Origin of the sequence: Bacillus sp. FSL M8-0077, from assembly GCF_038050255.1 — a bacterium.
GTDB lineage: Bacteria > Bacillota > Bacilli > Bacillales > Bacillaceae > Bacillus > Bacillus altitudinis.
Genome location: NZ_JBBPAF010000001.1, coordinates 1,172,407 through 1,185,792 on the forward strand (window position 1 = coordinate 1,172,407; position 13,386 = coordinate 1,185,792).

11 protein-coding genes and 1 other annotated feature are annotated in these 13,386 nt (G+C 41.0%); of the genes, 10 read left to right on the forward strand and 1 reads right to left on the reverse strand.

Features of this window, described 5'->3' with window-relative positions:
- Positions 1–97: 97 nt before the first annotated feature.
- The 9 genes from NST57_RS05865 (at position 98) to NST57_RS05905 (ending at position 9,941) form a co-directional block, all read left to right on the forward strand.
- On the forward strand, positions 98–1,036 hold the full coding sequence (locus NST57_RS05865) for a beta-ketoacyl-ACP synthase III (protein WP_024720058.1): 939 nt from the start codon (positions 98–100) through the stop codon (positions 1,034–1,036).
- A gap of 21 nt (positions 1,037–1,057) precedes the next feature.
- Complete coding sequence (gene fabF, locus NST57_RS05870; protein WP_060780964.1) at positions 1,058–2,299, forward strand: beta-ketoacyl-ACP synthase II; 1,242 nt, start codon at positions 1,058–1,060, stop codon at positions 2,297–2,299.
- Between the two features lie 77 nt (positions 2,300–2,376).
- A complete protein-coding gene (locus NST57_RS05875) occupies positions 2,377–3,171 on the forward strand; it encodes a DUF2268 domain-containing protein (protein ID WP_341298234.1) in 795 nt (264 codons plus the stop codon).
- A gap of 170 nt (positions 3,172–3,341) precedes the next feature.
- A complete protein-coding gene (locus NST57_RS05880) occupies positions 3,342–4,322 on the forward strand; it encodes an ABC transporter ATP-binding protein (RefSeq protein ID WP_341298235.1) in 981 nt (326 codons plus the stop codon).
- Positions 4,323–4,345: 23 nt separating this feature from the next.
- Positions 4,346–5,341 carry an ABC transporter ATP-binding protein gene (locus tag NST57_RS05885; protein WP_341299188.1) on the forward strand — a complete coding sequence of 332 codons (996 nt, stop codon included), beginning with the start codon at positions 4,346–4,348 and terminating at the stop codon, positions 5,339–5,341.
- A gap of 85 nt (positions 5,342–5,426) precedes the next feature.
- Positions 5,427–7,061 carry an ABC transporter substrate-binding protein gene (locus tag NST57_RS05890; protein ID WP_142154769.1) on the forward strand — a complete coding sequence of 545 codons (1,635 nt, stop codon included), beginning with the start codon at positions 5,427–5,429 and terminating at the stop codon, positions 7,059–7,061.
- A gap of 77 nt (positions 7,062–7,138) precedes the next feature.
- A complete protein-coding gene (locus tag NST57_RS05895) occupies positions 7,139–8,089 on the forward strand; it encodes an ABC transporter permease (RefSeq protein ID WP_007499031.1) in 951 nt (316 codons plus the stop codon).
- 33 nt (positions 8,090–8,122) lie between these two features.
- A complete protein-coding gene (opp4C, locus tag NST57_RS05900) occupies positions 8,123–9,022 on the forward strand; it encodes an oligopeptide ABC transporter permease (RefSeq protein WP_081114822.1) in 900 nt (299 codons plus the stop codon).
- 166 nt (positions 9,023–9,188) lie between these two features.
- Complete coding sequence (locus NST57_RS05905; RefSeq protein WP_008348490.1) at positions 9,189–9,941, forward strand: YjbA family protein; 753 nt, start codon at positions 9,189–9,191, stop codon at positions 9,939–9,941.
- Between the two features lie 35 nt (positions 9,942–9,976).
- Here the strand turns inward: NST57_RS05905 and trpS are convergent, their stop codons facing one another.
- Positions 9,977–10,972 carry a tryptophan--tRNA ligase gene (gene trpS / locus NST57_RS05910; protein ID WP_008348488.1) on the reverse strand — a complete coding sequence of 332 codons (996 nt, stop codon included), beginning with the start codon at positions 10,970–10,972 and terminating at the stop codon, positions 9,977–9,979.
- A 53-nt stretch (positions 10,973–11,025) separates the two neighbouring features.
- Positions 11,026–11,245: a binding site (T-box leader), on the reverse strand.
- Positions 11,246–11,727: 482 nt separating this feature from the next.
- On the opposite strand from trpS, the gene NST57_RS05915 reads away from it, so the two are divergent.
- The gene (locus NST57_RS05915; protein WP_007499024.1) at positions 11,728–13,365 is read left to right on the forward strand and encodes a peptide ABC transporter substrate-binding protein; all 1,638 of its coding nucleotides are present in this window, start codon (positions 11,728–11,730) and stop codon (positions 13,363–13,365) included.
- Positions 13,366–13,386: the final 21 nt, after the last annotated feature.

The following is a 13,386-nucleotide window of genomic DNA, read 5'->3' on the forward strand; positions in this document are numbered from 1 at the left end:
TATTGCCAAGGAGAAAAAAATAAGGTAAAATTAGTACCAGATACTAATATAAGATCACAATATCACATGCTCGTATGAGTAAAAGGAGTCTTATTCAATGAATGCTGGAATTATTGGCCTTGGCCGCTATATACCTGAAAAAGTATTAACAAATCGTGATTTAGAAAAAATGGTTGAAACTTCTGACGAGTGGATTCGTACTAGAACAGGTATAGAAGAAAGAAGAATTGCATCTGATGATGTCAATACATCTCATATGGCGCTTGCTGCTGCAAAAAAAGCATTAGCTGACGCAGATGTGGCTGCAGAAGATATTGATATGATTCTTGTAGCGACAGTTACGCCAGATCAAGCATTTCCGACAGTCGCTTGTATGATTCAAGAGCAGCTCGGTGCGCATAAAGCATGTGCAATGGATATTAGCGCTGCATGCGCTGGCTTTATGTATGGGCTTGTTACTGGAAAACAATTTATCGAATCTGGCACTTACAAACATGTGCTTGTCGTTGGTGTAGAAAAGCTTTCTCGCATTACCGACTGGGATGACCGCAACACAGCTGTTTTGTTTGGAGATGGAGCAGGTGCTGCTGTACTAGGAACAGTCAGCGAAGGCAAGGGAATTCTATCATTTGAGCTTGGAGCCGATGGAAGAGGCGGGAAGCACTTGTACTTAGATGAAAAAGATCATACAATCATGAATGGAAGAGAAGTATTTAAATTTGCTGTGAGACAAATGGGCGAGTCAAGCGTAAACGTGATTGAAAAAGCTGGACTATCAAAAGAAGACGTAGACTTCTTGATTCCGCATCAAGCAAACATTCGCATTATGGAAGCAGCACGCGAACGCTTAGAGCTGCCAGTTGAAAAAATGTCGAAAACAGTCCATAAATATGGAAACACATCAGCAGCATCCATTCCAATTTCACTATGTGAAGAAATCGAAGCCGGAAAAATTCATGACGGCGATGTGATTGTAATGGTTGGTTTTGGTGGAGGATTAACGTGGGGCGCAATCGCTATGCGATGGGGCCGATAAAAGAGTGGGGTGCACAAATTAATGGATAAGAAACGAGTAGTTGTTACAGGATTAGGTGCTTTGACACCTCTTGGCAACGATGTAGAGACAACATGGAAAAATGCTGTAGCAGGTGTATCAGGTGTTGGCCCGATCACACGTGTTGATTCAAGTGAATATACAGCAAAAGTAGCTGCAGAACTAAAAGATTTTAACATCGAAGATTACATGGAGAAAAAAGAAGCGAGAAAGATGGCACGCTTCACACAATATGCAGTCGTTGCTGCTCAAAAGGCTTTAGAAGATTCACGCCTCGAAATTACAGATGAAAACGCACCTCGTGTTGGGGTATGGGTTGGATCTGGTATTGGCGGACTTGAAACATTCGAAGAGCAATTCGAAGTGTATTCAAATAAAGGAGCAAGACGCGTAAGCCCGTTCTTCGTTCCAATGATGATTCCGGATATGGCGACAGGTCAAATTTCGATTGCACTTGGCGCAAAAGGGGTTAACTCTTGTACAGTGACAGCATGTGCGACAGGAACAAACTCCATTGGTGATGCCTTTAAAGTCATTCAGCGCGGAGATGCAGATGCGATGATTACAGGTGGTACAGAAGCACCATTAACGAAAATGTCGTTTGCTGGTTTCTGTGCAAACAAAGCCCTTTCGACAAATCCTGATCCAGAGACAGCAAGTCGTCCATTTGATAAAAACCGTGACGGATTTGTTATGGGTGAGGGAGCGGGAATTGTTGTTCTTGAAGAATTAGAGCATGCGTTAAAACGTGGTGCGACCATTTATGCAGAAATTGTTGGCTACGGTTCAACTGGAGATGCATACCATATCACAGCACCTGCTCCAAACGGAGAAGGCGGCGTACGTGCAATGAAAGAAGCAATTCGTGATGCAGGTTTAACAGTGGAAGAAATTGATTATATCAATGCCCACGGAACAAGCACACCGTACAATGATAAATTTGAAACAATGGCGATTAAAGAAGTGTTCGGAGAGCATGCGAATCAGCTTGCGATCAGCTCGACAAAATCAATGACAGGTCATTTACTTGGCGCAGCAGGCGGAGTTGAAGCGATTTTCTCTGTTCTGGCGATTAAAGACAGTGTCATTCCGCCAACGATTAACCTTGAAACACCAGATGAAGAATGTGATCTTGATTATGTAGCAAATGAAGCACGTTCAAAAGAAGTACAAGTTGCTTTGAGCAACTCACTTGGTTTTGGCGGGCACAATGCGACAATTATCTTCAAAAAATACGAAGCATAATATGTCTTAAGAAGGCGGCGATCTATAAACAGATCGCCGCCTTTTTGCATATGATGAAAATGGAGGTGTTCAGCGGTATGGGTCTGATTAATACACAATATCTCATCCAACAATCATCATCATTTCAGGAGCTGGCGGCACGTTTTGTCCCTTATTTTAAAGGAGTGGAGAAAAAAGAAGGATCATCTATTCTCGCCCATTTACAACATCACGGAATGGTGCGATCATGGAACGCCTGCCAGGAAATGATCGACAAGCTCAAAGAAAAAGGGTATTTCAAGCTTGTGATGAAAGAATACAAAGCGTTGCAAAAAAAGTGGGGAGGTCCTGATGTCCCTGTCTTTATTTTGCCTGTTAATGAGAGCAGCAAAGAGATCAGAGAACAATTTTACTTTCAATCTGGCATGGCATTTGATGACAAAATCTTTCTTTTTTTATCCCCGCATACACCGAAGGAGCGAATCGGTACGTTGCTGACGCATGAATATCACCATGTATGCAGGTTGCATTTTCTCACGAAAGAAGAAAAAGATTTTACATTCCTTGATACAATCATGATGGAGGGGCTCGCTGAATATGCTGTGTATCATAGATATGGAGAAAGCTATACAGCAAAGTGGACGACTTTATATGACGAATCGCAGCTGCAGCGCATGTACAAGAAATGGGTATCCAGTCACCTTTATCAGAAAGTGCAGGACGACGAAAGGCTGATACAGAATCTCCTTTATGGAAAGGGGAACTACCCCAAAATGCTTGGCTATGCCACTGGATTTTATATCGTGAAAAAGTATTTCGATGAGCACCGAATTAGCGAGGAGTCTATGATTGCGGAGCCAGCGGAAACGTTTTTAAAGGCGATAGAATCATAAAGACAAACATTCACAAAAAAAGTGACATATTACAATTTTACTAAATACTTCTTGATTTCGTCATGCTGATGTAATAATATACAAATATAAATTTTGATAATTCTTTTTATTCTAAAAAGACGGAATTTTTAGATTCGGTTCATTTGATCTATGGAGAAAGGGGCGAATGCATGAGCACACTGCTTGAAGTGCAAAACTTAAAAACCTATTTTTTTCGAAAAAAGGAACCAATACCTGCTGTTGATGGCGTTGATTTTAGTATCAAAAAGGGGGAAACAGTCGCATTAGTCGGTGAGTCTGGGTCTGGTAAAAGTATTACGTCTTTATCCATCATGGGTCTGATTAATGGGACTGGTGGGAAGATAATGGATGGTTCCATTAAGCTTGATGGAAAAGACCTTGTTACATATAGTGAAAAGGAATTGTGCAATATTCGCGGTAATGATGTATCCATGATCTTTCAGGAACCCATGACCTCACTTAATCCCGTCTTAACCATCGGGGAACAAATAACAGAAATCCTCATTTACCACAAAAAACTTTCAAAAAAAGAAGCGACCAAAAAAGCGATTGATTTGCTAAAGCTTGTAGGCTTTTCTAGGCCAGAACAAATCATCAAAGATTACCCGCACCGTTTATCCGGCGGTATGCGTCAACGAGTCATGATCGCCATTGCGCTAAGCTGTGATCCGAAGCTCCTCATTGCGGATGAGCCGACTACTGCGCTCGATGTGACCATACAAGCCCAGGTGCTGACCTTAATGAAAGATTTATGTTCGACCTTTGGTACGTCTATACTTCTCATTACGCATGATTTAGGTGTTGTGTCGGAAGTAGCAGACCGCGTCATTGTCATGTACTGCGGACAGGTTGTTGAAAATGGAACCGTTGACGAGTTGTTTGATCAGCCGCTTCATCCATACACAGAAGGACTGCTTGAATCCATTCCGGTCATTGACGGAGACATTCAGCCATTAACGGCGATAAAAGGAAATGTCCCTGCGCCAGATCAGCTTCCCGCAGGATGCCGTTTTGCGCCTAGATGCCCGAAAGCCATGGAACGATGCATAGGTGAATTGCCCAAACTGACAACCTTTGAAAATGGTAGAAGCGTCAGGTGTTTCTTATATGAGGAGGCAAGCCAAACATGACCCTTGCTGAAAATCAACCATACATGACAGAACGATCTGAGAAAGAAACCATCCTAGAATTAAAAAATATACGAAAACACTTTCCGATTAAAGCTGGAGTGCTGCAAAAGACAGTAGGAGCAGTCAAAGCGGTTGACGGCATCGACTTAAACATTTATAAAGGCGAAACGTTAGGCATCGTTGGAGAGTCTGGATGCGGTAAATCCACATTAGGACGGACGATGATTCGTTTATATGAGCCAACAGAAGGACAAATTCTATTTAAAGGGCAAGATATCTCTCATGTATCTGAATCAAAACTAAGACAATCAACAAGGAAAAACATCCAAATGGTTTTTCAAGATCCCTTTGCATCACTCAACCCTAGAAAAACACTTCGAAGTATCATCAAAGAACCCTACAAAACACATCACTTATATTCCTTAAAAGAAAGAAATGAAAAAGTAGAACAGCTTTTATCCAAAGTCGGTCTTCACCCAAGTTTTGCGAATCGATACCCGCACGAATTCTCCGGCGGACAAAGGCAGCGTATCGGTATCGCTCGTGCACTTGCCATGAATCCTGAAATGATCATAGCAGATGAACCTGTTTCAGCGCTTGACGTCTCCATTCAGGCGCAGGTCATCAATTTGATGGAAGAGCTTCAGGAAGAGTTTGACCTTACTTATCTCTTTATCTCCCACGATCTCAGTGTGGTCCGCCATATTAGTGATCGAGTAGGCGTCATGTATCTCGGCAAAATGATGGAACTTGCGGATAAGCACAGCCTTTACGATGATCCGCTTCATCCGTACACGCAGGCGCTTTTATCCTCCGTTCCAGTCACCCGTAAAAAAGGTCAGGTGAAAAGGGAACAGATTATGCTGCAAGGGGATTTACCAAGCCCTGCAAATCCGCCAAAAGGCTGTGTGTTTCACACAAGATGCCCGCATGCGAAAGAAGTCTGTAAAGAAAAAGTACCACAATTTCAAGAATTAAAAACGAACCACTTTGTGGCATGCCACCTCTACGACGCTTGATCACGCTTGTATGATCTCATCTTTGAGAGGGGGGATGAAACGGGCTTCTGTCATCATTTTTTAAAAAAGATAGGGGGAATTGTCTATGAAAGGTAGAAAGAGAAAGTCCATTTTGGTCAGTTTGCTGCTGATCTTTACATTGATCCTTGCTGCTTGTTCTGGTGGAAATAAAACGTCTGGAGACAGTGAAAAGAAATCGACAGGTAAACCTGTACAAGGCGGTGATCTTGTCATTGGTTCGATTGCGGAGCCTACATTATTTAACTCACTTTACTCAACAGACGTGGCAAGTTCTGATATTGAAGAGAGAATCTATAGCTTTTTACTGCAAACAGATGGAAAGCTTAACCCACAGCTGGCGTTGGCAGAAGATATTAAAGAATCCGATGACGGCAAACAGTTTGATGTGACCATTAGAAAAGGCGTGAAGTTTCATGATGGAGAAGAACTGACTGCTGATGATGTTGTGTTTACATACAGCATTCCGATCAATAAGGATTACAATGGTGAGCGTGGATCAGGCTTTGAAGTATTAGAGTCTGTCAAAAAAACAGGGGACTATTCGGTCGAATTTAAGCTGAATAAAAAAGATCCATATTTTTATAATGTCACGCTAGGAAGCTATGGCATTTTACCAAAGCATATTTTAGGTGATGTCCCTATAAAGGATCTTGGTGAAAATGAATTTAACCGAAAAAATCCAATCGGCTCCGGCCCATTTAAATTTGCTGAGTGGAAAGAAGGGGACTATGTCAAACTAGAAGCTTTTGATGATTATTGGGATGGACGCCCATACCTTGATACAGTCACCATTAAAACGATTCCTGATCAAAATGCAGCCATGGCTCAGCTATCTGCAGGTGATATTGATTTCTTTGCAGTGCCTGGAGCAGAACTGCAAACAGCTGAAAAAGTCAGTAACATCAAAATCGAATCTGATCTAGGGCTAAATTATTCATATATTGGCTGGAATCAGAAAAACGAACTGTTCAAAAGTAAAAAAGTCCGTCAAGCTCTTACCCATGCCATTGATCGTCAAACGATTGTCGATCAAGTGTTAGATGGAGACGGGAAAGTAGCCAATATCCCAGAAAGCCCGCTGTCATGGAACTACCCTAAAAATGAAAATGTCCCAGTATTTGAATTTGATCAAGAAAAAGCGAAAAAGATGCTGAAGGAAGAAGGCTGGGAGGATACAGATGGAGATGGTTATCTTGATAAGGACGGTAAGAAGTTCTCCTTCGTCTTGAAGACGAACCAAGGAAACAAAGTCCGTGAAGATATTGCTGTCGTTGTCCAGCAGCAGCTCAAAGAAATTGGCATTGAAGCAAAACCGCAAATTGTAGAATTTAGTGCATTAATCGAACAAACAACCCCGCCAAAATGGGATTATGATGCGTTATTACTCGGCTGGAGCTTAGCGACATTCCCTGACCAATACAGCATTTTCCATTCAAGTCAGTCTGAAAAAGGCTTAAATAACATTTGGTATAAAAATGAAGAAGTCGATAAACTGCTAGTTGATGCCAAAAACTTGAGTGATCGAAAAGAGTATTCAAAGGCGTATGAAAAAATTTATGAGCTGATTGCAGAAGACCAGCCGTATACGTTCCTTTATTATGCCAACTCACATCGCGCGATGCCATCTAATCTACAAGGCTACTCTTACCACCCGAAAGATGAATATTACAAAATTGAAAAATGGTGGATTGAAAAGTAGTCTACTAGTGAAGAAGGGGAGGGGTCTCCCCTTTTTTCACCATAGTATGGCCATCAGATGAAAAAGGAGTTGTGCACATGGTTACATATATCATTAGAAGGACACTTCTTTCCATCCCGATTTTGTTTGGTATTACGATTTTGTCCTTTGCGATTATGAAAGCAGCACCAGGCGATCCGATGTCACTCATGATGGACCCGACCATTAGTGCCGCAGACCGGGAAGCCTTTATTGATAAGTACGGCTTGAACGATCCTGAATATGTGCAATATATGAAATGGCTCGGTAATATGCTTCAAGGTGACTTTGGCACATCCATTGTAAAAAAAGGAACGCCCGTGGCTGATTTGATTTTTGCCCGGCTGCCAAATACCCTCATCCTCATGATCTTTTCTACATTAGTTGCCCTGATCATTGCCATCCCATTTGGTGTTCTTTCAGCAAAACGTCCGTATACAAAACTTGACTATGGTATTACGGTTACATCATTTATCGGACTGGCTATTCCGAATTTCTGGTTTGGTTTGATCCTTATAATGGTGTTATCAGTGAATTTAGGATGGTTTCCGACCGGGGGTGTCTCTACCTTAAATGCAGATTTTAATCTATTTGACCGGCTTCATCATATTATTTTACCTGCCTTTGTTTTAGCAACGGCTGATATGGCCGGCCTTACACGTTATACAAGGTCAAGTATGCTCGATGTGATGCGGCAGGATTACATTCGTACGGCGCGAGCGAAAGGTTTTAGAGAGAACAAAGTCATCTTCAAACATGGATTGAGAAACGGTCTGATGCCTGTTATTACGATCTTTGGACTCATGATTCCATCCTTTATTGGCGGCGCGGTCGTGGTGGAACAAATCTTCACATGGCCAGGGCTTGGGAAACTGTTTATCGATTCTGCTTTTTCAAGAGATTATCCCGTCATTATGGCGATGACTGTTATCTCTGCTGTGCTCGTGGTCGTTGGAAACTTAATAGCGGATATTCTCTATGCGATCGTTGATCCGCGTATTGAATATTAGAAGGGAGCTGAAGCACAATTGGCACAACCTAATATGGGAACACCTTCTGTTGATCTCAAATTAAAAGAAGGCCTTCCGCCAAAACCAGAGACGATGCTTCGTTTATTTTGCGAGAAATTTTTCAAAAATAAATTGGCGGTTGCCGGCTCCGCTATTTTATTGGTCATTATCTTTTCCGCTATTTTCGCCCCGGTGATCGCACCTTACGCACCGGAACAGCAAGACTTATTGAAACGGCTACAGCCTCCAAGTGCAGAGCATTTTATGGGAACCGACAAGTTTGGCCGAGATATTTTTTCAAGGGTGCTATACGGAGCGAGGGTGTCTCTATTAGTTGGCTTTGTCTCAGTAGTCGGAGCCATCACCATTGGTACCGTCATTGGGGCGGTAGCGGGATACTTTAAAGGCTTTGTCGATTCTGTGCTCATGAGAATGGTGGATGTGGTATTGTCTATTCCAGATATTTTTCTCTTGATCACGCTAGTGACAATTTTTAAACCGGGTATTGATAAATTGATTTTAATCTTTGCGCTGACTGGCTGGACAACAACCGCCAGGCTGATCCGCAGTGAATTCTTGTCACTTCGCACAAGAGAATTCGTACTCGCAGCAAGAACGATCGGAACGAAAAACCATGTCATCATCTTTTCGCATATTTTACCGAACTGTATCGGCCCTATTATTGTGTCTGCTACATTAAAAGTCGGTTCTGTTATTTTAGCTGAGTCGACACTTAGCTATCTAGGGTTCGGCATCCAGCCTCCAACGGCGAGCTGGGGAAACATGCTTCAAGATGCACAAAATTTCTCCATTATGGTGCAAGCATGGTGGTATCCACTGTTCCCGGGTTTACTGATTCTACTTACCGTTTTATGCTTTAACTTCTTAGGTGATGGACTGAGAGATGCCCTTGATCCTAAAAAGCTAAAATAAGGCTCTGTTTTATAGAAGATCGTGAAAGGACTCTGCGAGACATTCTCCTTTTCCCAGGAAATAAAGTCGTCCTTCCGTCAGGACGAAGTTTTAATAAAGTTGGAATAATTTCTCTATCCCTTGCCCATACTGTGGACAACAGTTTTTAAAAAGTGAGGGATTGGTTATGTTATTTCTTCATGACGTATGGGTGAATTGGTTTGAAGGGGAAGAGAATGGCTATAATGTGTGCCATTTTCATGAGTGGCGCAAGGAGGACAGCGTGGAGCTGTTAGATCAAGTACCTTTACTCAAGGTGCAGAGTCCTTTGTTTGATTACATAGAGAATGATCTATCAGAGCTGCCGAAGACGCTGCTAGAGTCTGTATTTGAGAAATCATATATTCGAAAAAATCATGAACGCCGTAAATTAGAGTATTGCTTTGTGGTCACGGACGGGATTAGAATCATCGCTGTGGATACGATTGGTTATTCCATCCCTGTGAGAAAGAGCCGATTGATTCCAAGACAGGAGCAATTGGTGTATGAAATGGTGAAAGATGTGAAGGCAGAGGAGTATGAATTCACAACAGATAGCCTTGAATCGACGAAAGAATATCACATCCTATCATTACCACCGCAGCATATCAGCGGATTAACGAGAAAAGAAAGACAGCTGAAGCAGCTGATGTTTATGGCGCTAGATCAACTAAAGGGGCTTCAAAATCGGGCAGAAATTGCCTATTGGTATACAGAATGGAATCCGCGCATGTACAACCAGATCAAACGAATGTCTTTCGAGGAAATTTGGAACATGCTTTATAACGAAACCATTGATGGATGGTCAGAAAACCATTTAGCCTTTTGTGAAAAAATGATTAAAGGACAGCCATTTTTTGAAAAACTTTGGGAAATGGAAAACGAATCAAAAGTGAATTAGAAAAAGCTTGCAGCTGAATATGCTGCAAGCTTGTTTTATTTGCGTTTCCGGCCAAGACCCATCGCATTCTCCATTTTTTTCAGCATTTTGTTTGCTGCACGGTTAGCCTTTTCAGCACCTTCATCTAAAATGCGGTCAAGCTCATCTGACTCAATGAGTTCATAATAGCGATCTTGAATCGGTTTTAAAGCATCCACGACAACGTTCGCAAGATCTCCCTTAAATTCACCATAACCTTTGCCTTCGTATTTTTGTTCAAGCTCTGCAATCGATACGTTCCCTAATACAGAATAAATCGTCAGCAAGTTGGCAATTCCAGGTTTGTTTTCTTTGTCATATTTGACGATGCCTTCTGAATCAGTCACAGCACTTTTGATTTTCTTTTCAAGCTGTTTTGGCTCATCTAATAAGGTAATGAAGGATTTTTGGTTCGGGTCAGATTTGCTCATCTTTTTCGTTGGGTCAGTTAAAGACATAATCCGAGCGCCTTCTTTTGGAATTTTGACTTCAGGTACAGTGAAGATGTCATTGTACTTTCGGTTAAAGCGTTCAGCAAGCGTTCTCGTTAATTCAAGATGCTGCTTTTGATCTTCTCCTACAGGAACTAAGTCCGTACCGTATAACAAAATATCGCCAGCCATTAATGGCGGATACGTTAATAGTCCTGAAACGACCGCTTCCTTACCAGCAGATTTGTCCTTAAATTGAGTCATTCTTTCTAATTCCCCAATATAAGCGACACATTGTAGCATCCATCCTGCCTGGGCGTGGGCAGGTACCTCTGATTGGATAAACAATGTTGCCTTCTCTGGATCAAGTCCCACTGCCAAATAAAGAGCGGCTAAGCTTCTAATATTTTGTCGAAGGGCTAAACGATCCTGACTCACCGTAATGGCATGCTGATCGACTACACAAAAGTAGCCATTGTAATCATGCTGGAGATCGACAAATTGCTTCATTGCTCCAATGTAGTTCCCCAATGTCACAGAACCGCTAGGCTGAATGCCTGAGAAAATCGTCTTTTTTGTCATACTAAAACCTCTTTTCTTCAATATAAAAAGGCCCACCCATCACTTTTCAACAGAAAAGGGACGAATGAACCGTGGTACCACCCTTGTTATTTCAAATCAGAAATCACTCAAGACGTTGATATCGGAGACTGCTCCGTCTAAGCCTACTCACTCTATCAAGTGTTCGGTTAGCTGCTCCAAAGCCCATTCCATACATGCCATTATCTGCTTGCACCGACCGCAGACTCTCTGTAAATGGTGAATATATGTACTCTTCTTTTTCATCGCAACAGTATGTCTATCTATTATAAAGGATGACCATGAAAAAGTCACGAAGCCTATTTGTGACCTTCTCATCATGTCGTTTGACACTTAAAATTTTAGATAAAAAAGTAACTATCTGTCAGAATTTTTTAAAAAAGGATGATTAATTATATGTATAAAACATTATTCCTGCTGAATTTGTTAAATTGTTTTAATCAATTTACGCTTTAATTTGTTGAAGTGATTGAGACTTTAGTTTATAAAAATCAATCTTTATCCCCATTTACGTTTTTAAAAAATATGTGAAATTGATATTGCAATAAATTATTCTATTCATTATAATGAATTTGTTCACACGTTTGTGCTAGGCTCTTTACATAGTGAAAATTCAGAAAAAACAAAAGAAATAGAAAGTGATTTATTAAGGGACTTTTTTACGCTATTTCTTAAATCTGAATCTCATCTTCTATCGAGACCTTTGAACTAAAAACATATTATAAGGGGGAATACAGTTGAAAAAGCGTTGGTCTGTTGTTACTTTAATGCTTATTTTCACACTTGTATTAAGCGCCTGTGGTTTCAGCGGAAACAAATCAGGCGACAGCACGAGCAGTTCTGGAGAGGCTAAAACAACATTAAATGTGAATATCTCCACTGAGCCTTTTTCTCTACATCCGGGATTGGCAAATGATTCAACTTCAGGAAGTGTCATCCGTCAGACTTTTGAGGGATTAACAAGAATTAACGCTGAAGGTAAGCCAGAAAACGCAATGGCTTCTGATATCAAAACAAGTGATGATGGTAAAACTTATACATTCACACTTCGTGATGCAAAATGGTCTAATGGTGACCCTGTCACAGCACAAGACTTCGAATATGCTTGGAAATGGGCATTAGATCCTAAAAATGAATCTCAATATGCTTATCAGCTTTACTATATTAAAGGTGCTGAAGCTGCTAACAAAGGGGAAGCAAAAGTTTCTGATGTTGGCATTAAAGCAAAAGACGACAAAACGCTTGTAGTTGAGCTAGAGAACCCAACACCGTTCTTTACTGAACTAACTGCATTCTATACGTATATGCCAGTCAACAAAAAAGTGGCTGAAAAGAATAAAAACTGGTACACAAATGCTGGTGAAAACTACGTATCTAACGGACCATTCGTTCTTTCTAAATGGAAGCATGGCGGTTCTATCACACTTGAAAAGAACAATGAATACTGGGATAAAGACACTGTGAAATTGAAAAAGATTAACATGTCTATGATCAAAGATACAAACACTGAACTTAGCATGTTCAAAAAAGGCGAACTTGACTGGGCTGGTTCTCCAACTGGAAGCCTTCCAACTGAGTCTTTAAAAACGTTGAAAAAAGAAGGCGGTCTTGAAATTCAAACGATCGCTGGTATCTATAACTACAAATTCAATACAAAAGTAAAACCTTTAAACAATGCGAACATCCGTAAAGCCCTTGCATACTCAATCAACCGTCAAGCGATCGTTGACAAAATTACGCAAGGTGAACAAGTTCCAGCGATGGCAATCGTTCCTCCAACAATGGAAGGATTCACGGATAACAAAACTGGTTACTTCAAAGATCATGATGTAGCGACTGCAAAAGAACTTCTTGAAAAAGGTGCGAAAGAATTAGGTTATAAGTCAGTTTCTGATCTTCCAACATTGAAATTGTCTTACAACACAGATGAAGGCCACCAAAAGATTGCACAAGCAATTCAAGAAATGTGGAAAAAAGATTTAGGTGTTAACGTTGAACTTGATAACTCTGAGTGGAACGTATACATCGATAAAATCCACAGTGGAGACTACCAAATCGGACGTATGGGGTGGTTAGGTGACTTCAACGATCCAGTGAACTTCCTTGAGCTTTACAAAGATAAAGACGGTGGAAACAATGACACTGGATGGGAAAGCAAAGAGTACAAACAATTATTGAATGATTCTGCAAAAGAAACAGACAAAACAAAGCGTGAAGAAATGCTGAAAAAAGCAGAAAAAATCATCATCGACGATATGCCTGTAGCGCCAATTTACTTCTACACTCAGCTTTGGGTACAAGATCCAAAACTTAAAGGTGTGGTTGTATCTGGACTTGGTGATGTTCAATACAAATGGGCACATTTCGAAAAGTAAGAGTTATAGTGTAAGAGATCT